This window comes from Acinetobacter sp. G18 (genome assembly GCF_052660225.1).
In genome coordinates this window covers 3099690-3122550 of the sequence record NZ_CP109658.1, presented here as the reverse complement: position 1 = coordinate 3122550, position 22861 = coordinate 3099690, and the positions used below count along the sequence as shown (strand labels likewise).

22 protein-coding genes are annotated in these 22861 nt (G+C 41.0%); 19 read left to right on the top strand and 3 right to left on the bottom strand.

Going from position 1 to position 22861, the window contains the following annotated elements; translation table 11 throughout:
- Positions 1–211 precede the first annotated feature (211 nt).
- From NE363_RS14775 to bfmS, 3 genes are read left to right on the top strand one after another with little or no spacing between them, the layout of a single operon-like run.
- Positions 212–418 carry a hypothetical protein gene (locus NE363_RS14775; RefSeq protein ID WP_019457085.1) on the top strand — a complete coding sequence of 69 codons (207 nt, stop codon included), beginning with the start codon at positions 212–214 and terminating at the stop codon, positions 416–418.
- Positions 415–1131, top strand: a complete 717-nt coding sequence (bfmR, locus tag NE363_RS14770) for a response regulator transcription factor BfmR (protein ID WP_000076440.1) — start codon at positions 415–417, stop codon at positions 1129–1131. The genes NE363_RS14775 and bfmR overlap by 4 nt, the downstream gene beginning before the upstream one ends.
- Before the next feature lie 32 nt (positions 1132–1163).
- Complete coding sequence (bfmS, locus tag NE363_RS14765) at positions 1164–2813, top strand: sensor histidine kinase BfmS (protein WP_019457084.1); 1650 nt, start codon at positions 1164–1166, stop codon at positions 2811–2813.
- Between the two features lie 21 nt (positions 2814–2834).
- On the opposite strand, the gene NE363_RS14760 is transcribed toward bfmS, so the two are convergent.
- Positions 2835–3188, bottom strand: coding sequence for a hypothetical protein (locus NE363_RS14760; protein ID WP_004703515.1), 354 nt, complete (start codon positions 3186–3188; stop codon positions 2835–2837).
- Between the two features lie 93 nt (positions 3189–3281).
- The gene (locus NE363_RS14755; protein WP_445535344.1) at positions 3282–4703 is read right to left on the bottom strand and encodes a GGDEF domain-containing protein; all 1422 of its coding nucleotides are present in this window, start codon (positions 4701–4703) and stop codon (positions 3282–3284) included.
- 425 nt (positions 4704–5128) lie between these two features.
- Here NE363_RS14755 and ndhC point away from each other — a divergent pair, with 425 nt between their 5' ends.
- The 16 genes from ndhC to NE363_RS14675 all read left to right on the top strand — a co-directional run bounded on the left by ndhC (position 5129) and on the right by NE363_RS14675 (position 21953).
- Positions 5129–5680 (top strand): NADH-quinone oxidoreductase subunit A, encoded by a 552-nt coding sequence (ndhC, locus tag NE363_RS14750; protein ID WP_004703510.1) that lies wholly within the window; start codon positions 5129–5131, stop codon positions 5678–5680.
- A gap of 6 nt (positions 5681–5686) precedes the next feature.
- The gene (locus NE363_RS14745; protein ID WP_002050353.1) at positions 5687–6364 is read left to right on the top strand and encodes a NuoB/complex I 20 kDa subunit family protein; all 678 of its coding nucleotides are present in this window, start codon (positions 5687–5689) and stop codon (positions 6362–6364) included.
- Positions 6365–6447: 83 nt separating this feature from the next.
- Positions 6448–8235: an NADH-quinone oxidoreductase subunit C/D gene (nuoC, locus tag NE363_RS14740; RefSeq protein ID WP_004703507.1), complete on the top strand. Its 1788-nt coding sequence runs from the start codon at positions 6448–6450 to the stop codon at positions 8233–8235.
- 13 nt (positions 8236–8248) lie between these two features.
- Entirely contained in the window at positions 8249–8758 is a 510-nt protein-coding gene (gene nuoE / locus NE363_RS14735) for an NADH-quinone oxidoreductase subunit NuoE (RefSeq protein ID WP_003653477.1), read from the top strand.
- Positions 8755–10086, top strand: a complete 1332-nt coding sequence (gene nuoF / locus NE363_RS14730) for an NADH-quinone oxidoreductase subunit NuoF (protein WP_004703505.1) — start codon at positions 8755–8757, stop codon at positions 10084–10086. Before nuoE ends, nuoF begins: the two co-directional genes overlap by 4 nt.
- Positions 10087–10097: 11 nt before the next feature.
- Entirely contained in the window at positions 10098–12782 is a 2685-nt protein-coding gene (gene nuoG, locus NE363_RS14725) for an NADH-quinone oxidoreductase subunit NuoG (RefSeq protein WP_445535343.1), read from the top strand.
- A gap of 3 nt (positions 12783–12785) precedes the next feature.
- Positions 12786–13802 carry an NADH-quinone oxidoreductase subunit NuoH gene (gene nuoH / locus NE363_RS14720; protein ID WP_004703499.1) on the top strand — a complete coding sequence of 339 codons (1017 nt, stop codon included), beginning with the start codon at positions 12786–12788 and terminating at the stop codon, positions 13800–13802.
- Between the two features lie 18 nt (positions 13803–13820).
- On the top strand, positions 13821–14363 hold the full coding sequence (gene nuoI / locus NE363_RS14715) for an NADH-quinone oxidoreductase subunit NuoI (RefSeq protein WP_004703498.1): 543 nt from the start codon (positions 13821–13823) through the stop codon (positions 14361–14363).
- Positions 14363–14881 carry an NADH-quinone oxidoreductase subunit J gene (gene nuoJ, locus NE363_RS14710; RefSeq protein ID WP_014205902.1) on the top strand — a complete coding sequence of 173 codons (519 nt, stop codon included), beginning with the start codon at positions 14363–14365 and terminating at the stop codon, positions 14879–14881. Before nuoI ends, nuoJ begins: the two co-directional genes overlap by 1 nt.
- Positions 14881–15189 (top strand): NADH-quinone oxidoreductase subunit NuoK, encoded by a 309-nt coding sequence (gene nuoK / locus NE363_RS14705; protein WP_000529822.1) that lies wholly within the window; start codon positions 14881–14883, stop codon positions 15187–15189. Before nuoJ ends, nuoK begins: the two co-directional genes overlap by 1 nt.
- Positions 15186–17075, top strand: coding sequence for an NADH-quinone oxidoreductase subunit L (gene nuoL / locus NE363_RS14700; protein WP_077163846.1), 1890 nt, complete (start codon positions 15186–15188; stop codon positions 17073–17075). Before nuoK ends, nuoL begins: the two co-directional genes overlap by 4 nt.
- 1 nt (position 17076) lies before the next feature.
- Entirely contained in the window at positions 17077–18675 is a 1599-nt protein-coding gene (gene nuoM, locus NE363_RS14695) for an NADH-quinone oxidoreductase subunit M (RefSeq protein ID WP_039251650.1), read from the top strand.
- A 2-nt stretch (positions 18676–18677) separates the two neighbouring features.
- Positions 18678–20174 carry an NADH-quinone oxidoreductase subunit NuoN gene (nuoN, locus tag NE363_RS14690; protein WP_004703492.1) on the top strand — a complete coding sequence of 499 codons (1497 nt, stop codon included), beginning with the start codon at positions 18678–18680 and terminating at the stop codon, positions 20172–20174.
- A 100-nt stretch (positions 20175–20274) separates the two neighbouring features.
- Entirely contained in the window at positions 20275–20910 is a 636-nt protein-coding gene (gene upp, locus NE363_RS14685; protein WP_004703485.1) for a uracil phosphoribosyltransferase, read from the top strand.
- A 113-nt stretch (positions 20911–21023) separates the two neighbouring features.
- Entirely contained in the window at positions 21024–21317 is a 294-nt protein-coding gene (locus NE363_RS14680) for a cold shock domain-containing protein (RefSeq protein WP_004703483.1), read from the top strand.
- A 159-nt stretch (positions 21318–21476) separates the two neighbouring features.
- Complete coding sequence (locus tag NE363_RS14675; protein ID WP_445535342.1) at positions 21477–21953, top strand: excalibur calcium-binding domain-containing protein; 477 nt, start codon at positions 21477–21479, stop codon at positions 21951–21953.
- A gap of 11 nt (positions 21954–21964) precedes the next feature.
- Here NE363_RS14675 and gigC read toward each other — a convergent pair whose 3' ends face one another.
- Complete coding sequence (gene gigC / locus NE363_RS14670) at positions 21965–22852, bottom strand: LysR family transcriptional regulator GigC (protein WP_004703480.1); 888 nt, start codon at positions 22850–22852, stop codon at positions 21965–21967.
- Positions 22853–22861 lie beyond the last annotated feature (9 nt).

The following is a 22861-nucleotide window of genomic DNA, read 5'->3' as shown; positions in this document are numbered from 1 at the left end:
CACAAGATACGGGATTTTTTAAGCTAGATCAATCTTGACTTTTTAGTAATTTTTTATCTGTATGATTTGTCGGGAGATAGCATAGCAAAGCTATTAAAAAACGCTTATAGATAACTTTGTGGATAACTCAAAAAACAAGCACTTGAATGAATTTAAATTCCGCCAAGAAATAATTTGTTTAATATTCATACATAGGAAATATGAATAGATTATGACTTTTAATAACAATAAACAGATATTAAAAATACTTGGAAATTCAAAGATTAATAAAATGCAACAAAACATGGTTGTCATGTATCAGTTTGGTGAACGCCTACTTGTTTACAATGTAAACGTGTGTATATTGCAAATGATAAACGAATGTATCTGCAAGATTTTTAAGATGCATGTAATGAGATTTATAGGGGCAATGATATGAGCCAAGAAGAAAAGTTACCAAAGATTCTGATCGTTGAAGATGACGAGCGTTTAGCACGATTAACTCAAGAATACTTAATTCGCAACGGCTTGGAAGTTGGTGTGGAAACTGATGGTAACCGTGCAATTCGTCGTATTATTAGTGAACAACCAGATCTTGTGGTCTTGGATGTCATGTTGCCGGGTGCCGATGGTTTAACCGTTTGTCGTGAAGTTCGCCCACATTACCATCAACCTATTTTAATGTTGACTGCACGTACTGAAGACATGGACCAAGTACTTGGTCTGGAAATGGGTGCTGACGATTATGTCGCTAAACCAGTTCAGCCACGTGTATTGTTAGCGCGCATTCGTGCACTATTACGTCGCACAGATAAAACTGTTGAAGATGAAGTTGCACAACGTATTGAGTTTGACGACCTTGTCATCGACAATGGCGGCCGCTCTGTAACGTTAAACGGTGAACTTGTTGACTTTACAAGTGCTGAATATGACTTGTTATGGTTGCTTGCATCAAACGCTGGTCGTATCTTATCGCGCGAAGATATCTTCGAACGTTTACGTGGTATCGAATACGATGGTCAAGACCGTTCAATCGATGTACGTATTTCGCGTATTCGTCCAAAAATTGGCGATGATCCTGAAAATCCAAAACGTATTAAAACTGTACGTAGTAAAGGTTACTTGTTTGTTAAAGAAACCAATGGATTGTAAAATCTGATTAAACTTCCTATAAGGTTGGTCGAGTGTTTAAACACAGTATATTCCTGCGAATATATGCGGGGCTGGTAATTCTTGTTGTTTTGGTGGCTGTTTTTGGATATTTACTGGTACAAATTATCAACTACCAACGCGCACAAGAATACCGAGAATCTTTAACTGATGGTATTTCTTATGTCATTAGTGAAGGGGTCGCTCGACAACCTGGGAAGCAGCAAAAGATAGATTGGATTTCTGACGCATCTGATTTGCTCGAACTTCCAATTTATTATACCGATGCAAGTAAGGTTGAACTGTCTCGAACCGAGAAAAAGCGGATCGAAGCACAAAAATCTGTAGTTCGTTACGATGCAAGTAATAGCATTGCTTATGTGATTATTGGCTTACGTGACGACCCGCAGCATTATCTATCTATAAAAGTCGACAAAATTAGTGAACGCCAAATGAAGGCTCTTCCTATTTTTGTACTCGACTACCTCATGTTTTATCCGGGTCAGGAACAAGAGTATCTTGCCAAGATTCAAAAACATTTTTCATATCCAATCAATATTCAAAACATTCAAGATATAAATCTGGATTCTGAACAGATTGGACGTTTACGCCAAGATCAAAGCGTGATGTTGTACAAAGATAGTGCAACAGTTCGTGGTACAACTATTTCGATTGTCTCTCCAATTCCGAACCATCCTACGCAAGTTTTGGTGCTAGGCCCTGTTCCAATGTTTAACTGGATGCCTTTACAGCTTTCTGCGGGTATTACCTTATTTAGCTTGTTCTTATTAAGTTTAGGTGTTTATGGTTTGATTTTGCCGTTAGAGCGCAAAATTCGACAAGTGCGTTATGCATTAAACCGTATGAAATCGGGTGATTTGTCATTGCGTGTTCCTATTGAAGGAAGTGACGAAATGGCAAACTTGGCTTCAAGCTATAACAATATGTCTGATCATATTCAGCGTTTAATTGAAGCTCAACGTGAGTTAATGAGAGCTGTATCTCATGAACTGAGAACGCCAGTAGCACGTATACGCTTTGGTACGGAAATGTTGGCCGAAGAAGATGACTACAATCATCGTATGCATCAGGTCGACATGATTGATAAAGATATTGAAGCACTCAATACCTTGATTGATGAAATCATGACTTATGCAAAACTAGAGCAGGGCACACCTTCGTTAGATTTTGCAGAAATTGTGCTGTTTGAAGTGTTGGATCAGGTTGCTGTTGAAACTGAAGCCTTAAAAACGCAGAAAGAGATTGAGCTCGTTCCACCACCTTTATATGTCAAGGTGGATGCAGAGCGTCGTTACCTTCACCGTGTTGTACAAAACTTGGTCGGAAATGCGGTTCGTTATTGTGATAATAAAGTGCGTATTACTGGTGGTATTCACAGTGATGGTATGGCTTTTGTTTGTGTTGAAGATGATGGGCCAGGTATTCCTGAGCAAGACCGTAAGCGTGTATTTGAAGCCTTTGCGCGTTTAGATGACAGCCGTACGCGTGCCTCTGGTGGTTATGGTCTGGGACTTTCAATTGTAAGTCGTATTGCTTACTGGTTTGGTGGTGAAATTAAAGTTGATGAAAGCCCAAGTTTGGGTGGGGCACGTTTTATTATGACTTGGCCTGCACATCGATTTAAACAACCCCCATTAAAAGCCAATAAAAAAGCACCTGCATAAGGTGCTTTTTTATTGGTTGATTTATAGTTGAGTCGCGTCAGGCTCCAAAATCGGTTTCCCGCTTCTTAGACTGTTGAGAGCATCGGTATTAAAGTCAATTAACAGCGAATTATTTTTAGCATCAATTTGATATTTTTGAATAAGAGGTTGGTCTCCATTCAAAGTTTCAACTTTATATGAATCTGCAATATGTAAAATGCCTTCTAGGTTTGTCGTGGTTGACGCGAAATCTTGTCTAAAAATTTCATAGACATCTCTCAAGTCAAAAATGGCATTATCTGCATCTGGATGTTTTTGAATATAGCTTTCTATATGTCGCACGAGTAATTGCGCGAACAAGTAATAGTCTGGTTTATGCGTATATTCTAGATTCATACATTTTTCTCCTTATTATCTGTTATTAGCATACATGGCAAAAACAGAAGTTATTGTATAAAATTCATTACACTAGATGATGACTTTAAAATATTACAAAGAAATAAAAACCCGATTACGTCCTTGGCGTTTAGCTTGATAGAGTGCGTCATCGGCTTCTTTAAACAGGCTTTCAATAGAGCGATGGTGATTTGGTGAATATAGACTTATACCAATACTGACCTGTACAAAAATAGGTAATTTCCCATAAACATAAATCGGTTGCTGACTAATCTTGGTACGTATTCTTTCAGCGAGTTCAAAAGCGGCTTCTTTATTAGTATCAGGAATAAAAATTGCGAACTCTTCTCCACCAAAACGTCCTAGTAAATCATGAGGGTGTAAAATATTTTGTATAGTGGTTACACAGGTTTGTAAAGCTCTATCTCCAATTAAGTGGCCATAACTATCATTTACTTTTTTAAAATGATCGACATCCAGCATAAAAAAAGCAGATGTTTTATTTTCCTTTTGAACTTTTTCTTGAAGTATACGAACTGATTGTAAAAATTGACGTCGAGTTAAACTAGATGTGAGCTCATCATGGGCAATAGCATGTTGGAGTTTTTGAATTAACTCAGAGTGAAGTGCACTAATACTAGAAACAGTCAGAGGTGCAAGCGTCATCATAATTAAGCCAATACGAATTGAAATGGTATTGCTTAAGTATTCATTTGGATAAAGTAATAAATAATGACCAGAGACATGGTAAATAATATAAGCACTGGTAAATGAGGTAATTAGGGCGACTACAATAGGTTTGTAGCGTATAGCACACCAAACTAAAGCTGCGATTGGATAGAGTAAAGAACCTGGCCCAGAGTCGTAATAACTTACTGTAATTGAAATTAATACAGCTAAAAAAGGCAATAAGTCGATAATGCTTATATGTTCCCGATGACCATTAAAGTAACGTTTTATTTGGGAGTAAGCAGGGATGTTGAGCAGTATAGGAAGTAAGAGTAGGGCATTTTGTAGTTCTGATGTCATCCAGTAACCAAACTCAGCCCAAAAGCTGCCAAGCATAAACTTGGTATTAAACATAGGCACAAAAGTCGCGGCAAATAAAGCGCCAACTAAACTGCCTATGCCACATAACCCGAATAAAAAAAGGTAAGAATAACCACGATGAGCAGATCTAATGTGTTGACTTAAACATAGATATAGCACTAAAGAGGTAACAACATAAATATAGTTAGATGTTGTTAGGATAATAGTCAGTAAAAATGGTGTGCCTTGAATAAGGTCGGCAATAACATATCCAGTATATGCACCAAGAAAAGTACCGAGCTTACGTGTTTGAGGATAACGGACCAGTAATCCTAATAAAACTGAATTGGCCGGCCAGAAAAAAGCCAGAAAACTAAGGGGCCGAGATGCAATTCCAATAAAGCAGCATATCGAAACAATGATCGTAAATAGAAAGAAGAATTTCAGGAAGGAAGAAAATGAAAGTTCACGAACTGAGTATGGCATCAGCTGCCCTTAATGATAAATACCCTTATCCAAGAGTAATAAATATTATGCATGATTAAACATTCATCATAATTCAGAGCAGAAGATGAATACAATAAAAAACCACTTAATATTATAAAAAAGTAAGTTGTTTAATTTGACCAAATGAGCGATTGTTCAAATAATATTAAAAATCAAAAAATGAAAAAAATCATCACAAGCATAAAAACTATCAAATAAACCGATTGTAAACGGTGAAACCCCCTCTACAAGACATAGATGAATACTTTTGATTAGAAAATCATCCAAAAGACTAAGACGCTTCAACTAGCATGCGAAATTAGAAATCAGGTACAATTGGCGGGATTAATTTTGTGTTTGGTGTATTCAAAGGCCAATACATACATTCTTTGTTAAATAATAGGCCTGCCAGGAGTTATCCCCGCATGAGTGCCATTACTCCATACGACTGGGCGATTATCGCCTTCGTGATCGGCGTTACATTTCTTTGCGTCTTTATGCTCACAGTTCCCTTACTCCTCGGGGGAAAATCGTGGGGACGTGCTAAGCAAGAGCAGTTTGAATCAGGTGTCGTGAGTGCTGGTGGCGCTCGCATTCGCCTGTCTGCAAAGTTCTATTTAGTTGCAATTTTCTTTGTTGTATTCGACTTAGAGGCACTTTACCTCTATGCATGGTCTACTTCTGTGCGTGAAGTAGGGTGGTTGGGATATACCACTGTTGTGATCTTTGTCGTTGATCTATTGATTGCGCTTGTTTATGCCTTCTCTGTAGGTGCCTTAAGTTGGTCACCGGCAGATCGTCGTAAATCAGCAGGTGAAAAGATCAAAGTTGGTTCACCAACAATGAATATTGCTGAAATTACACGCTTTAACTCTATTGAAGAGCTCGTAACTGACCCTACAGGCCAGATTCCAGCCCAATCATCAGGTCGTGTTAAGTCAAAAACTACACCTGCATTGTCATCTGAAAAGGAGTAAGTCGGGATGAAATATACTCTGACCCGCGCGAATCCGGATGCTGATCAATACCCATTGCAAGAACGTCAAATTGTGACTGATCCGCTTGAAGAGGAAGTGAATAAGAATGTATTCATGACTCGTTTAGAGGATGTCTTGCATACAGCAGTAAACTGGGGACGTAAAAACTCTTTGTGGCCATTTAACTTTGGTACCTCATGTTGTTACGTTGAATATGCAACGACTTTAACAGGCGTGCATGACTTGTCCCGTTTCGGTGCAGAGGTTATTCGTGCTTCACCTCGTCAGGCTGACTTGATGATTGTTGCAGGTACCTGCTTTGTAAAAATGGCTCCGGTTATTCAACGTTTGTACGAACAAATGTTAGAACCTAAGTGGGTTATTTCAATGGGTGCTTGTGCAAACTCTGGAGGTATGTACGACATCTATTCAGTAGTACAAGGTGTAGACAAAATTATTCCTGTTGACGTGTACGTCCCAGGTTGTCCACCTCGTCCTGAAGCATTAATTCAAGCATTAATGCTTTTGCAAGACCAGATTCAATTAGAGCGACGCCCGCTTTCTGCCGTGATTGGTGATGATCTTCAGCCAGTGTATAAGCCAAAGATGATGCCAGAACGTGATCGTAAGAATGCGCAGCGTATTGCCGTTAAAAACTTACGCTCTATGGATGAGATTAAATAATTTTTGACGGTGTTTTTACATGTCTAACCGATATGTTCATCGAGAAAATTGACAGAATTTGTATTAAATAGGAAGCCAAGCCAATGGCTGAAACTGACATTGCTATGCCAGAGTCAACACCAGTTGATTCACGCCCAGCATTTGCAATCGTAGAAGAGCTCAAAACCAAATTTGGTGAGAACTTCTATGTGCAGGCGACTTTTGAAGAGTTTCCAACAGTCTGGGTTGAGCGCGCACGCGTGCAAGAAGTCCTCATGTTCCTGCGTAAAGTGGAACGTCCTTATGTAATGCTGTTTGACTTATCAGCGATGGATGAGCGTTTGCGTCAACATCGTGATGGTTTACCAGCATCTGACTTCACTGTGTTCTATCATTTATTATCGCTTGAGCGTAATAGTGACATTCGTATCAAGGTTGCCTTGAACGAAAATGATCTTAACCTCCCGACAGCGACAAATATCTGGCCAAATGCCAACTGGTATGAACGTGAAGCTTACGATATGTTCGGTATCAATTTCGAAGGGCATCCAATGCTCCGTCGTATTTTGTTGCCAACTTATTGGGAAGGTCACCCGCTTCGTAAAGAATATTCAGCACGTGCGACAGAATATACGCCGTACATGCAAGACAAAGCGAAGCAAGATTTCGAACAGGAACACTTACGCTTTGTACCTGAAGATTGGGGTCTTAAGCGTGGTAACGCTGACGAAGACTTCATGTTCTTGAACTTGGGTCCTAACCATCCATCTGCGCACGGTGCGTTCCGTGTTGTATTGCAGTTAGATGGTGAGGAAGTGAAGGACTGTGTACCTGATATCGGTTATCACCATCGTGGTGTGGAAAAGATGGCTGAACGTCAAACATGGCATTCTTTCATTCCTTATACTGACCGTGTCGACTACTTAGGTGGTTGTGCTCAAAACATGCCGTATGTCATGGCTGTAGAGCAAATGGCAGGTATTAAAGTTCCTGAACGTGCGCAAGTGATTCGTGTCATGTTGAACGAATTGTTCCGTATTAATAACCACTTGTTATTCTGTGGTACGGCAATTCAGGATGCCGGTGGTATGACACCAGTATTCTATATGTTCGCAGACCGTCAAAAAGTTTACGACATTGTTGAGGCAATCACGGGTTACCGTATGCATCCAGCATGGTTCCGTATTGGTGGTACAGCACACGACCTTCCAAACAACTGGCAAAAACTTGTTAAAGAGTTGCTAGAGTGGATGCCTAAACGTTTGAACGAATACTACACAGCTGCACTTAAAAACTCTGTGTTTATTGGTCGTACACGTAATGTTGCTCAATACGATGCAAAATCTGCGCTTGCGTGGGGTGTAACTGGTACTGGTTTACGTGCAACAGGTATTGATTTCGACGTACGTAAATATCGTCCATACAGTGGCTATGAAAACTTTGATTTTGATGTGCCAGTTGAGTATGAAGGCGATGCATACGCTCGTGTACTTGTTCACTTCCGTGAAATTACTGAGTCACTCAAAATTATCAAACAGTGTTTGGATAACATGCCTTCTGGTCCATATAAAGCGGATCACCCATTGGCTGTGCCACCACCAAAAGATAAGACATTACAAGACATTGAAACCTTGATTACGCACTTCTTGAGCGTGTCATGGGGTCCTGTTATGCCTGCTGGTGAATCATCATTCATGACCGAAGTTGTGAAAGGTGCAAGTACTTACTACTTGACTTCAGATAAAGCGACCATGAGTTATCGTACTCGTATTCGTACACCGACGTTTACTCACTTACAGCAAATGCCTTCAGTGATTAACGGAAGTTTAGTATCTGACTTAATCATTTATCTGGCGACCATTGACGTGGTTATGGCTGACGTGGATCGCTAAGAGGTAACACATAATGATGATTTTGACTGATAAAAAACCACGTGTGAATGTTGAAGGAATTTTGACTGCGGAAGAAATTCACGACATCGAACATCACATTGGTCACTATCCGTACCCACGTGCAGCCTCTTTGGATGCTTTGAAGTGCGTACAGCGCCGTAATGGTTGGGTAGATGACGCTCAAATGAATGCCATCGCACAGTTGTTGTCGATGAGTGTTGCTGATTTGGAAGGTGTTGCAACATTTTACAACCGTATCTATCGCCATCCGGTAGGTCGTCACGTAATTTTGCTTTGTGACTCAATTGCTTGCTTCTTAATGGGTGCTGAAACACTTGCTGAAGCATTCCAGCGTGAATTAGGTATTCAGTATGGTCAGACGACACCAGATGGTCGTTTTACATTGCTACCCATTTGCTGCCTAGGCAATTGTGACAAAGGCCCAACGTTAATGATTGATGAAGATACTCACGGTTTAGTGGAAGTGACATCAATCAAACAGTTATTGGAGAAGTATGTATGAATACCGAACCAAAACCAATTTATGGCGACGGTAATCCGGAAACTCATCCACTGACTTGGCGTTTAAGCAAACAAGAAGCAGTACGTAGCGCTGACGATTACGAAGCACTTGAAGGTTATGCAGGCTTTAAAAAAGCATTAGGTATGAAACCTGCTGAAGTGTTAGATGTCATTAAAGCTGCAACTGTAAAAGGTCGTGGTGGTGCAGGCTTCCCAGCAGGTATCAAATGGTCTCTTATGGCACCAAATGATGGTGGCCCACGTTACTTAATCTGTAACGCCGATGAGATGGAACCGGGTACCTTTAAAGACCGTTTGTTGATGGAAAAACTTCCTCACCAATTGATCGAAGGTATGTTGATTGCAGGTTATACCTTAGAAGCAACTCAAGGTTATATCTTTATTCGTGGCGAATACATCGAGGCTGCACAATACCTAAATGAAGCGCTTGAGCAAATTCGCGCTAAAGGTTACTTAGGTGACAACATTTTAGGTTCTGGCTGGAACTTCGAGTTACATGTGCATACAGGTGCAGGTCGTTATATCTGCGGTGAAGAAACTGCATTGATTAACTCACTTGAAGGCCGCCGTGCTAACCCACGTACGAAACCACCATTCCCGCAAGTTGCTGGTGCATGGGGTCGTCCTACGATTGTGAACAACGTTGAAACTTATAACAACTTGCCAGCAATCATGCTTCGTGGTCCAGAGTGGTATATCGGTTTATCAGCTGGTAAATCAAAAGATCCAGGCACTAAGATTTATGGTGCGTCAGGTAAAGTTAAATTCCCTGGTCTTTGGGAACTTCCATTTGGTACGACTGCTCGTGAAGTAATTGAAGATCATGCCGGCGGTATGCGTGAAGGCTTAAAGCTTAAAGCATGGTTACCAGGTGGTGCGTCTACTGACTTTTTACCTGCAGATACTATTGATTTACCAATGGATGCAGACACTATTATGAAAGCAGGTTCTCGTTTGGGAACATGTTTGTTGATGGTGGTAGATGAAACTCAATGTATGGTATCGCTCACTCGTAACTTAGAAGAGTTCTTTGCGCGCGAATCATGCGGTTTCTGTACACCATGCCGTGATGGTTTGCCATGGGCTGTTAAAGCGCTTAAAGCACTTGAGACAGGTGAGGGTAAGAAAGAAGATATCGATCATTTACAAGAGTTAACTCGTAAATTGTGGATTGGTAAAACTTTCTGTGCCCACGCACCAGGTGCGATGGAGCCGCTTATGGGCGCACTCAAACATTTCCGTGGTGAGTTTGAAGCGAAAGTGACGAATCGTCCTGTCGTGCAAACCAGCAACGTAGAACAAGCTTAAGGAATTCGACTATGGCTACAATTCATGTCGATGGAAAATCGTATGAAGTCAACGGCTCGGAAAACTTGCTACAAGCATGTTTGAGTCTGGGCATCGACATCCCATATTTTTGTTGGCATCCATCCTTAGGTTCGGTTGGTTCTTGCCGTCAATGTGCAGTAACTCAGTATGCAAATCCTGAAGATACGCGCGGACGTCTTGTGATGTCATGCATGACGCCAGCATCTGACAATACCTATATCTCGATTGAAGACAAAGAAGCTACGGATTTCCGTGCGTCTATTGTTGAATTCTTAATGACGAATCACCCTCACGACTGTCCAGTATGTGAAGAGGGTGGTCACTGTCATTTACAAGATATGACTGTAATGACAGGTCATGACCGTCGTCGTTATCGTTTTACAAAACGTACGCACTATAACCAAGAACTCGGCTCGTTCATCGCGCATGAAATGAACCGTTGTATTGCTTGTTATCGTTGTGTTCGTTACTACAAAGACTATGCTGGCGGTACGGACTTTGGTGTATATGCGAATGCATCACGTGTTTACTTTGGTCGTCCAGAATCAGGTACTTTAGAGTCTGAATTCTCTGGTAACTTGACTGAAGTATGTCCAACAGGTGTATTTACCGATAAGACTCATTCGGAGCGCTATAACCGTAAATGGGATATGCAATATGCACCAAGCGTGTGTCATGGCTGTTCTTCAGGTTGTAATATTTCTCCGGGTGAGCGTTATGGCGAAATCCGTCGTGTAGAAAACCGCTTCAATGGTTCGGTTAACCAATACTTCCTTTGTGACAAAGGTCGTTTTGGCACAGGTTATGTCAACCGTGCAGATCGTCCGCGTCAACCTCAATTCCGCAATGGTGAAACGGTAGTAACTGTTTCAGTTGACCAAGCTTTAGATCAAGCAATTGCGAAACTTGAAGGTAAAAAGGTTTTAGGTATCGGTTCACCACGTGCAAGCTTAGAATCAAACTATGCATTACGTGAACTTGTAGGCCAAGCAAACTATTCAACAGGTGTTGCACAAAAAGAGCAAAATCTTGTTGAGCTTGCAGCTTCAATCATGCAAACAGAGGGTATTTACAACCCGAACATGCGTGAAATTGAAGGCTATGATGCAGTATTAATTTTGGGTGAAGATTTAACTCAAACTGCACCTCGTATGGCATTGTCAGTTCGTCAAGCTGCAAAAAACAAAGCTCGCGAAATGGCTGCAAAAACACGTACGCCAGATTGGTTGGCTGAGCCTGTACAACGTATTGGTCAAGAAGCGAAGTCTCCGATCTATATCTTGGCTGCAACTCAAACTCGTCTTGCCGATGTTGCAACTGGTGAAGTGGTTGCATCTCCAAATGACATCGCGCGTTTAGGTTTTGCAGTTGCTGCAGCAGTTAAAGGTGAAGTTGTAAGTGGTTTAGATGACGATGCAAAAGCATTTGCACAAACTATTGCCGACACTTTAAAAGCAGCAAACAAACCGTTAATTATTGCGGGTACGAGCTTGCAAGATGCTTCAATTATGGAAGCTGCGGCAGAGTTAACGCAAAACCTTGGTTCAAAAGCTGGTTTAAGCCTTGTTGTTCCTGAAGTGAACTCTATGGGCTTGGCATTGTTTGGCGGTTTAAGCCTTGAACAAGCATTTGCTCAAGACTACGACACACTTGTGATTGTTGAAAATGACTTGTTCCGTCGCTTACCGGCTGCTCAAGTTAAAGCAGCACTTGATAAAGCTGAAACAGTAATTGTGCTTGATCACAGCGAAACAGAAACTGTGAAACAGGCTGATATTGTACTTTCAGCATCAAGCTTTGCTGAAGGTGATGGTACTGTTGTAAGCCAAGAAGGCCGTGCACAGCGCTTCTACCAAGTTTACGATCCAAGCTACTACAAGCCTGAATACGCGATTAAAGAATCTTGGCGTTGGTTGCATGCCATTGAAACTGGTCTTAAAGGTAAGCCAGTTGATTGGACATTGCTTGATGACGTTATCGAAACTATCGTTAAAAATGTTCCTGTGCTTGAAGCAATTCAAGACGTTGCACCAGATGCAGGCTACCGTGTACATGGTTTGAAAATTGCGCGTGAACCACGTCGTTATTCTGGTCGTACAGCAATTCGTGCACCTTTATCGGTTCATGAACCTAAACAGCCAACAGATCCAGACTCAGCATTAACATTCTCTATGGAAGGTTATGTTGGTCCACAAAATGCATCTTCACTTGTACCATTTGCGTGGGCTCCGGGTTGGAACTCTCCACAATCTTGGAACAAATACCAAGATGAAGTGGGCGGTCACTTAAAAGGTGGTGATTCGGGCGTTCGTTTATTCGATCGTTTAGCAAAACGTCCAGCACGTAGCTATGTTGCTCCAACTGCTGTAGTTGCAAACCCTGAAAGCTTCCGTCTTGTACCAATGCACCACATCTTTGGTTCTGGTGAATTCACGATTAAAACGCCTGCAATGGAAACTCGTATTCCAGAAGCTATGTTTGCAGTTGGTGAGCAAGATGCAACGCGTTTGAATTTGCAAGAAGGCCAACGCATTACAGTTAAAGCAGGCGAAACTACAGTGAGCTTGCCTGTACAAGTAATTGAATACTTACCTACAGGTTATATCGGTTACCCAGTTGGTTTAGCACCAACAGTATCGTTAGCTGAGCCTGTTTCAGTGGCTTTAGGAGTGTAATTCATGAATCAAGAAATTATACGTCAAACGCCACTTTGGGCTGAGAACTGGCCAATTGCTTATGCAGTTGTTCAAGCAGTTGTGATTTTGCTTGTTGTTGTTCTTGTTGCTGCATTAATGTCTTTTATTGAGCGTCGTTTACTTGCTTGGTGGCAAGACCGTTATGGTCCAAACCGTGTTGGTCCTGGTGGTATGTTCCAGATCGTTGCCGACATGCTTAAGATCATGTTCAAAGAAGACTGGACACCAAAATTTGCTGATAAATTAACTTTCCGTTTAGCTCCAGCAGTTGCGATGGCAACTGCGGTGCTTTCGTTCATGGTTATCCCGGTGAGTCCTTCACTGGGTGTTGCCGACATGAGCATCGGTCTGTTGTTCTTTATGGCAATGGCTGGTATTGCAGTCTATGCAGTCTTATTTGGTGGCTGGGCTTCAAATAACAAATACTCATTGCTTGGTGGCTTACGTTCAGCTGCTCAAACCATTTCTTATGAAGTGTTCTTGGGTATCTCGTTAATGGGTGTGGTTGCAATTGCAGGTTCATTCAACCTTCGTGAAATTGTTGAAGCACAACGTGATGTTTGGTTCGTTATTCCGCAATTCTTAGGTTTCTTGATTTTTGTGGTTGCTGGTGTTGCGGTAACTCACCGTCATCCATTTGACCAACCAGAAGCAGAACAAGAATTGGCTGAAGGTTACCATGTTGAATATGGCGGTATGAAATGGGGTATGTTCTTCGTTGCTGAATATGTCAACGTTGTACTTATCTCTGCATTGATCGTGACTTTATTCTTTGGTGGCTGGTTAGCGCCATTCAATTTAGAAATTCCATTTGTTCCACCAGTATTCTGGTTTGTGATTAAAACAGCATTCTTTGTAATGATGTTTGTATTGGCACGTGGTTCTTTAATGCGTCCACGTTATGACCAAGTCATGAACTTTGGTTGGAAAATTTGTTTGCCATTGGCGTTGGTCAACTTGTTAGTGACTGGTGCTGTGATTCTGATGAATCAGGCCTAGGACAGCAGGGAGTACAAAATGTATAAATTTCTAGCTGGATTCGGATCAATTGTACGTTCGTTGTTTATGGTATTTAGCCATGCAACGCGTAAACGTGACACGATTTTATATCCAGAAGTACCGGCTGAACAAATTGTGCCGCCACGCTTTCGTGGTCGTATCGTATTAACGCGTGACCCAGATGGGGAAGAACGTTGTGTGGCATGTAACCTTTGTGCGGTTGCATGTCCAGTTGGCTGTATTTCACTACAAAAAGCAGAAAAAGAAGATGGGCGTTGGTATCCGGAGTTTTTCCGTATCAACTTCTCTCGTTGTATTTTCTGCGGTATGTGTGAAGAAGCATGTCCAACGACAGCGATTCAAATGACTCCAGATTTCGAGTTAGGCGAATACGTACGTCAAGACCTTGTATATGAGAAAGAAAACTTACTCATTTCAGGTCCAGGTAAATACCCAGACTACAACTTCTACCGTGTAACTGGTATGGCTGTTAGCGGTAAAGAGAAAGGTCAAGCACAAAAAGAAAGTGCACCAATCGATGTACGGAGTCTATTACCATGATGTGGCCGTTTTATTTGATGGCGCTCGTGGCCATCGTTTCTACGGTTCGTGTAGTTACTAACACGAACCCTGTACATGCATTGCTTAGTCTGATTGTTTCATTACTTGCAGTTGCTGGTATTTTCATGATCGTAGGTGCGCCGTTTGCTGGCGCCCTCGAAATCATTGTTTATGCTGGTGCAATTATGGTCTTGTTCGTATTCGTGGTGATGATGCTTAACTTAGGGCAACACACTGTAGAACAAGAGCGTAAATGGCTTTCTTCAGATGCTTGGGCATATCCAGCACTCATGAGCTTTTTACTTGGCTTACTTTTAGTTTGGATGCTTGGTGGTGAATATACAACCATCTCTGCACCACTTGGAGCACAAGTAATTGGACCAAAAGTTGTTGGTCAAGCGCTCTTTACTCACTACTTATTATTGGTTGAAGTTGCCGCGATGTTATTGCTAGCAGCCCTTGTTGCAGCATACCACTTAGGTAAACGTGAACCAGGTGCAGAAGAGGAAAAAGAATAATGGGCCAGATCCCTTTAGAACATGGTTTGATTGTTGCAACCATTCTTTTTGCACTCGGTTTTTACGGTGTAATGGTGCGACGCAACCTACTATTTATGTTAATGAGCCTTGAAATCATGATGAATGCTGCTGCGTTAGCATTCGTTCTTGCGGGTAGCGTATGGGCACAACCAGATGGACAAGTGATGTTCATTCTGATTTTAACCCTTGCTGCGGCAGAGGCGTGTATCGGTCTTGCGATTGTTCTTCAGTTCTATCATCGCTTCCATCATTTGGATGTGGATGCTGCTAGTGAGATGCGCGGATGAGTTATTTATATCTAACAGTATTATTTCCGCTAATCGGTTTTATTTTATTGGCGGCAGGGCGTGATAAGCTCTCTGAAAATGTTGCAGCAATTATTGGTGTGGGTTCTGTAGGTTTATCTGCATTATTTGCATTGATTGCTGGTATGGCATTTACCAATAGCGGTCAGCAGGTTTTTGTTCAAAACCTTTGGACATGGTTCAATGTTGGTGGTTTCGCTCCTGGCATTAGCTTACATTTAGATGGCTTATCTTTACTTATGATGGGCATGATCACTGGTGTTGGTTTCCTAATCCACATCTTTGCATCATGGTACATGCGTGGTGAAGAAGGTTATGCGCGTTTCTTCTCTTATTTCAACCTATTCGTTGCAAGCATGCTTGTGCTTGTATTGGGTGACAACTTAGCGTTGTTATTCTTAGGTTGGGAAGGCGTAGGTCTTTGCTCTTACTTGCTCATCGGTTTCTATTATGCTAACCCTGCAAATGGTTGGGCAGCGATCAAAGCATTTACAGTTACCCGCGTAGGTGACGTATTCTTACTTATCGCTTTATTCTTGCTTTACCAACAATTTGGTACGCTGAATACTCAGTACATCGTTGAACACGCAGCAGAAGTAATGACGAAGAGTTCGTCACTTACCATCTGGACTGCTTTAATGTTGTTCTTGGGTGCTGCTGGTAAATCTGCTCAAATTCCATTGCAAACATGGTTGGCAGATGCGATGGCAGGTCCAACACCTGTTTCTGCATTAATCCACGCAGCAACAATGGTAACGGCTGGTGTGTACTTATGCTGCCGTTTATTCAGCGTATTTGAGCTTGCACCTGAAGTGATGCAATTCATTTCGGTAACAGGTGCTGTAACTTTATTAGTTGCAGGCTTTGCTGCTCTTGTGCAAACAGACATCAAACGTATTTTGGCTTACTCAACAATGAGTCAGCTTGGTTATATGTTTATGGCTGTTGGTGCAGAAGCTTACCAAGCTGGCTTGTTCCACATGTTGGCTCACGCATTCTTCAAAGCATTATTATTCTTGTCTTCTGGTGCAGTTATTCTTGCTTACCATCACGAACAAAATATTTTCAAAATGGGCGGTTTGTTCTACAAAAACAAATTCCTATTTGCATGTTTCGCGATTGGTGGCGGTGCATTAGCAGCGATTCCATTCTTAACAATCGGCTTCTTCTCAAAAGATGCGATTCTTGGTGAAGTTTGGGTACAAGGTCAATCAGTTGCTCTATACCACACCTTATATTGGGCTGGTGTAGCGGGTGCGTTCCTGACTTCAATCTATACTTTCCGTTTAATTTGGGTTGTATTCTTTGGTAAAGAAAATACACATTACCATGAGATTAAAGGTGCAACTTACTGGGCGCCATTAGGTATCTTGGCTGTATTGTCTACTTTTGTGGGCGCTGCACTAAAAGGCCCTGTAGCTGGTATTTTAAATACAGCGAAAATTCCTGAATTCCACGTTGCTGAACAGTTTGTAGAAGGCATGCATGGAGCAGAGCATTTAGCTGTAGGTATCGCGCTTGTTGGTTTAGCAGTTGGTATTGGTCTGTTTGCATTTGCTTACGGTGCAGTAAAATCGTTTGCTCAAACAAGTCTTGGTGCTGGCTTAGCTCATATCTGTCGTACTGCATTTGGTTTCGATGCGTTGTATGACATCGTTTTTGTTAAACCTTATTTATTCTTCGCCAAACTATTTGGTCGTGATCCAATTGATAGCTTGTGGCTTGTGCTTCCTGCGCTTGTTAAAGGCGGAAACAGTTTTACAAGCTCACGTCAAACAGGTTCATTGCGTGAATACGCATCAAGCATGTCACTCGGTGTAGTGGTGTTATTGATGATCTTGATCGTTATTCAGGTAGTGGGGAAATAAAATGGAAAACAATTTAATTTTACCCGCGCTGATCCTTGTTCCGTTCATTGCAGGTTTTGCTTGTTGGTTAGTCGATAAACTCGACAAAACTTTACCACGCTGGATTGCCTTAATTGGTATGCTCATTACTTTGGGCTTAGGTCTTGCACTTTGGCAAAGTGGTACTTATACATACGAGTTGGGCTCAAAAGTCCCAACTTGGTCAGCTGAGTTCTATTTACCGTGGATTAAATCTCTCGGTATTGGCATTCACTTAGCAGTGGATGGCTTGTCTTTACTCATGGTGTTGTTAACAGCTTTACTGGGTGTACTTGCTGTTGGTTGTTCATGGGGCGAGATTCAAAAGAACGTTGGTTTCTTCCACTTAAACTTATTATGGAGTTTAGGTGGCGTTATTGGCGTGTTCTTGGCAATCGATTTGTTCCTATTCTTCTTCTTCTGGGAGATGATGCTTGTACCAATCTACTTCTTGATTGCGTTATGGGGTCATAAAGGTTCAAACGGCCGTTCACGTGTTTACGCTGCAACTAAGTTCTTCTTATATACGCAAATCGCTGGTTTAGTGATGTTAATCGGTATCCTTGGCCTTGTGGTTTATGGTTACATGATGACTGGTATGATCGGTTTTGATTACAACTATTTATTAGCTGTAGCGAATCGTTTACCTGCTGGCTTCGCGTATGGTTTCATGATCTGCTTCTTTATTGGTTTTGCAGTGAAGTTACCAGTGTTTCCATTGCATGGCTGGTTACCAGATGCCCATGCTCAAGCTCCTACAGCGGGTTCTGTAGACTTGGCTGGTATCTTGATTAAAACAGCAGCATACGGTTTACTCCGTTTTGTAATTCCATTCTTCCCGGCAGCTTCTGCACAGTTTGCAGATATTGCGATTATTTTCGGTTTGATTGGTATTTTCTACGGCGCTTGGTGTGCTTACCAGCAAACTGACATGAAACGTTTACTTGCGTATACGTCGATTTCACACATGGGCTTCATTTTACTTGCAATCTATGCAGGTAATATTTTGACCTTCCAAGGTTTAATGATCATGATGTTGGCACATGGTTTGTCATCTGCTGCATTGTTCATTATGTCTGGTCAAATCTACGAGCGCTTGCATACACGTGATTTGCGTTTGATGGGTGGTCTTCGTGGTCAACTCCAATACTTACCATTCTTCTTAATGTTCTTCGTAGCTGCTCTTGTTGGTGTGCCAGGTTTAGGTAACTTTATTGGTGAATTCCTGATTTTGATGGGTTCATTTAATAAATATCCGGCCTTCACGATTCTTGCTTCTATCAGCCTTGTATTTGCAGGTTTATATGGCTTGATCTTGATTCACCGTGCTTTATTTGGTGAGCCAAACCCTGAACAAAAGCAACACTACACTAGTCCATTAAAAGACTTATCTGCTCGTGAAGTTGTTATTTTGATGATTTGTGCGATTGGTCTCGTTTGGCTTGGTATCTTCCCACAAACATTCTTGGATGTATCTCATTCAAGTATGCAGTGGTTGGTCAATAGTTATGTGCCAGTACAAGAAGTCGTTGAAACTGTTCAGCAAACAGCTACTCAACTTGACCATGTGGAGATCCAATAATCATGAACTTCACAGTATCATTTTCTACGATTATGCCATTAGCGCCTGTGATGATTGTTGCGTTGACAACAGTCGTCGTTATGCTGCTCATTGCAATTAAGCGTAACCATAATTTAATCGCAACAACTTCTGTTGTCGGTTTAAACCTTGCTGCACTTTATATCTTGTTAGAACTATTTGGCGGTAAATTTGTACCGGCAAATGTGATGGGCATGTTTATGGTTGATCCATTTACTTTGTTCTATCAGTTCATGATTTTAGTTGCATCATTGGCTTGTTGTACTTTGTCTCATGCTTACATCGAGACTTATAAAGACAACCGTGAAGAACTCTATCTTCTGTTACTTGCTTCTGTAGCAGGTGCAATGTTGATGGTTGCAAGTTCTCACTATGCATCTTTCTTCATTAGCCTTGAGTTAATGTCGATTCCTGTATACGGCTTACTTGCTTATACATATCAACGTAGCCAATCGCTTGAAGCGGGTATTAAGTACCTTGTACTTTCTGCAACAGCTTCTGCGATGTTGTTGATGGGTATGGCGTATATCTACGCTTACACTGGTTCGCTTTCATTCTATGATTCGGTTCAAGCTTTATTTGGCGCAATCAAACAGCCAATGGTGTTATTAGGTTTAGCACTTATTATCTTTGCTGTTGCATTCAAATTGTCGCTTGCACCGTTCCACAAATGGACACCAGATGTATATGCAGGCGCTCCAGCTCCAATGGCAACTTTCTTAGCAACTGCTGCTAAGGTTGCGACTATTGGTTTGTTCGTACGTTATTTGCTTGCTTCTGGCGCAATTATGGTGAACTCGCTAGTGACTGTTTTGACAATCATTGCTGTATTGTCAATTTTAGTCGGTAACTTGCTCGCTGTTCGCCAAGTGAACTTAAAGCGTATTTTGGGTTATTCATCTATTGCTCACTTTGGTTATTTGTTAATTGCTTTAATTAGCATGACATATGCGAGCTTAGGTAGCGTAACTGTGTATGTGGTGACTTATGTATTAACCACTATTGGTGCCTTTGGTGCAGTAGCGTTAATGTCTAGCCCATATAACAACGTAGATGAAGCTCAAAGCCTTGCAGACTACCGTGGTTTGTTCTGGCGCCGTCCAGTACTTACAGCAACATTAACAGTCATGATGTTATCTTTGGCTGGTATTCCATTAACAGCAGGCTTCATTGGTAAGTTCTTAGTTGTTATGGCTGCTGTAACGACTCAACACTGGTTCTTAGCTGCAATGATTATTGTGGGTAGTGGTATTGGTTTGTATTACTACTTACGTGTGATGGTTGTGATGTATATGACTCCACCTGAAACTCCTCGTATTGATGCTGATGCACATTGGGGACAAAAAGTGGGTGGTTTGATGGTATTAGCTGCTGCTGCATTAGTGATTATTTTGGGTGTATATCCAGATCCAATGATTAATTTGGCGTTAAAAGCAGAAATTTTATCTCCATTACATTTCATGCTTTCACAACAGCAATAATTCTTGTGTACAAAAAAGCCTCCAAATATGGAGGCTTTTTTTTATTGATAGTTAAAAAAAGATTATAATAAATACGTTTTTATATTTTTAGGTAACATCTGTGGCCATTCAAGAAATTCGTCACCCACTTATTCGTCATAAATTAGGTTTATTACGTCGTGCTGACATCAGTACTAAGAATTTCCGTGAGCTTGCTCAAGAAGTGACTATGTTATTGACATATGAAGCAACGAAAGATTTACCTGTTGTGGATTGCGAAATTGATGGATGGGCTGGAACTGTTACTACTCAGCGTATTGCTGGTAAAAAAATAACGATTGTACCGATTTTACGTGCTGGTATTGGTATGCTTGATGGCGTGCTTAATCTGATTCCAAGTGCAAAGGTAAGTGTATTAGGTCTTGAGCGTAACGAAGAGACTTTGGAAGTACGTACTTACTATAAAAAGCTAGTTCCAGATGTGGCTAACCGTATTGCAATGATTATCGATCCAATGCTGGCAACAGGTAACTCTTTGGTTGCTGCAATTGATGTGTTAAAGGCAAGTGGATGTAAAGATATCCGTGTTATGGTATTGGTTGCAGCTCCTGAAGGAATTGCAAAAGTTGAGGCAGCACATCCTGACATTCAGCTTTATACTGCATCTATTGATGATGGCTTAAATGAACAAGGTTATATCGTTCCTGGTTTAGGCGATGCTGGTGACAAGATTTTTGGTAGTGTTCAAAAAGATTAATTTTTGAAATAGTCATAAAAAAGAGACTTCATCAAACCGTATTTTTAACAGCGGAATTGAAAGTCTCTTTTTATTTACAGCAACGATTGGATAGGAAAAATAGGGGAAAGATCATGAAACAAGAGTTTTATATTGGAAGAGTAAAACAATATAACGCCGATAAGGGGTTTGGTTTTATTTCAACCACTGAAGGAGATATTTTCTTTCATATTTCTGACTTTCCTGCATCAGAAGGTGAGCCGAAAAGAAATGAGAAAGTGAGATTTCTTGCGGCTGACAATCAAGGGAAATTTAAAGCGATCAAAATTGAGCGTGTTGACACGAATCCTGCGAAAACCAAAAAAAATAAAATTGCGGATCACAATAAAGCGATCACGAGTGAGTTATTGTCAAATTTCCGACGTTAATAATGAGCTAAATGTAATATATTAAAAACACTTAAATAATGAATGTATTAGACAAGTGTTTTGATGCGTTCAGAAAGATTAAGTGATTTAGAATTAAGGGAGATATTAATTTCCCTTAATTTTCTTAAAAATGAATAATAAGATAAAGAATGGGGAAATATGGTTCAACGGGGAAAAATTAAACGCAGCAAATTCAAGCTGAGTTCACGTGAGTACATCAGTATATTTATCGTTGGCATCTTGGTTGTTGTTGCGTGTGTGACTTTTATTGTATTGCACTATCGTCAACAGGCTCAGCAGCGTGCATCACATGAAAAAGTACAATTATTAATACAGCAACAAAAGCAGATTATTAAGGAACAGCGCGCAGCTTTGGGTAAATTGCCAGATATACAACTTTCTGAGAAAACGAAAAAGGCTTTAGCATTTACTCCTCAAACAGTTGCTTCTCAAACAGCCCCAGCCCCGAAACGAATAAATGATGAAACATCGGCTTTTCATTGTGATGGGCGTGAGTATTGTACGCAAATGCATTCTTTAGAAGAGGCACGTTGGTTTGTAAGAAATTGCCCAAACACTAAAATGGATGGAGATCATGATGGTGAGCCATGTGAAAATGACTCTAGATGGCATTAGAAGATCAGGCTTTAAGCCTGATCTTCATCGCAGAATTTTAAAAATGCTTTAAGACCCGGGCCTTGATATTTTTGGCGATGTACCAGCATATAAAGTGGACGGGTCAGTTGCCAAAATGGTGTATCTAAAATAACGAGTTGACCTTTCTCACTTAAAGGTTCAATCGCTAATCTAGAAATACAAGACATTCCTAAGCCACCTGCCACTATTTTCAAGATTGCTTCATTATGACCAAGCGTTAAGCGAATGTTGGCATCTGGTAGATCTTGTAAAATTGCATTATCAAAGACTTCTCGCGTACCAGATCCTTCTTCACGTAAAATCCATTCTACGTCATGAAAATCTTGAGGCGTAAGTGGACGATTTAAACGAGTTAAAGGATGATCTGGTGAACAACACACTGCCAGCTCATCATCACGCCAATGAATACATTGTAGTTGAGGTAAGTGACAAGAACCTTCAATTAAAGCTAAATCTAATTGGAACTGATTTACTGCTTCAATCATTTGGCGTGTATTGCCCACTTGAAGTTGTAAATGTGCTTGCGGATGACGTTGTAAAAAGTTAGCCATTAAATCAGGCATTAAATAGTCGCTAATGGTTAAAGTCGCACCGATACGTAAATCGATACTTTGTAATTCACCCTTAGCAGCTTGTTCAAACGCTTCACAACGTCCTAATATTTCTAATGCTTGAGGAAGTAAAAAACGTCCAAGATCATTAAGCTGTAAGCGCTTACCTAAACGATCAAATAAAGGAGCACCTAAGCCGTCTTCTAAATCGGCTAAAGCCATACTAGCTGCACTTTGCGTCAGTCTGACCGCATCACTGGCTTTAGTAACGGTTCCTTCTTGGGCGACTGCTACAAAAACAGCCAACTGGCGTAATGTCATCCGCATGTTTAAAAA

Coding starts and splice junctions, on each gene's coding strand:
- NE363_RS14775 (WP_019457085.1), top strand. CDS start 212: ATGACTTTTAATAACAATAAACAGATATTAAAAATACTTGGAAATTCA.
- bfmR (WP_000076440.1), top strand. CDS start 415: ATGAGCCAAGAAGAAAAGTTACCAAAGATTCTGATCGTTGAAGATGAC.
- NE363_RS14760 (WP_004703515.1), bottom strand. CDS start 3,188: ATGAATCTAGAATATACGCATAAACCAGACTATTACTTGTTCGCGCAA.
- NE363_RS14755 (WP_445535344.1), bottom strand. CDS start 4,703: ATGCCATACTCAGTTCGTGAACTTTCATTTTCTTCCTTCCTGAAATTC.
- ndhC (WP_004703510.1), top strand. CDS start 5,129: ATGAGTGCCATTACTCCATACGACTGGGCGATTATCGCCTTCGTGATC.
- NE363_RS14745 (WP_002050353.1), top strand. CDS start 5,687: ATGAAATATACTCTGACCCGCGCGAATCCGGATGCTGATCAATACCCA.
- nuoC (WP_004703507.1), top strand. CDS start 6,448: ATGGCTGAAACTGACATTGCTATGCCAGAGTCAACACCAGTTGATTCA.
- nuoE (WP_003653477.1), top strand. CDS start 8,249: ATGATGATTTTGACTGATAAAAAACCACGTGTGAATGTTGAAGGAATT.
- nuoF (WP_004703505.1), top strand. CDS start 8,755: ATGAATACCGAACCAAAACCAATTTATGGCGACGGTAATCCGGAAACT.
- nuoG (WP_445535343.1), top strand. CDS start 10,098: ATGGCTACAATTCATGTCGATGGAAAATCGTATGAAGTCAACGGCTCG.
- nuoH (WP_004703499.1), top strand. CDS start 12,786: ATGAATCAAGAAATTATACGTCAAACGCCACTTTGGGCTGAGAACTGG.
- nuoI (WP_004703498.1), top strand. CDS start 13,821: ATGTATAAATTTCTAGCTGGATTCGGATCAATTGTACGTTCGTTGTTT.
- nuoJ (WP_014205902.1), top strand. CDS start 14,363: ATGTGGCCGTTTTATTTGATGGCGCTCGTGGCCATCGTTTCTACGGTT.
- nuoK (WP_000529822.1), top strand. CDS start 14,881: ATGGGCCAGATCCCTTTAGAACATGGTTTGATTGTTGCAACCATTCTT.
- nuoL (WP_077163846.1), top strand. CDS start 15,186: ATGAGTTATTTATATCTAACAGTATTATTTCCGCTAATCGGTTTTATT.
- nuoM (WP_039251650.1), top strand. CDS start 17,077: ATGGAAAACAATTTAATTTTACCCGCGCTGATCCTTGTTCCGTTCATT.
- nuoN (WP_004703492.1), top strand. CDS start 18,678: ATGAACTTCACAGTATCATTTTCTACGATTATGCCATTAGCGCCTGTG.
- NE363_RS14680 (WP_004703483.1), top strand. CDS start 21,024: ATGAAACAAGAGTTTTATATTGGAAGAGTAAAACAATATAACGCCGAT.
- NE363_RS14675 (WP_445535342.1), top strand. CDS start 21,477: ATGGTTCAACGGGGAAAAATTAAACGCAGCAAATTCAAGCTGAGTTCA.
- gigC (WP_004703480.1), bottom strand. CDS start 22,852: ATGCGGATGACATTACGCCAGTTGGCTGTTTTTGTAGCAGTCGCCCAA.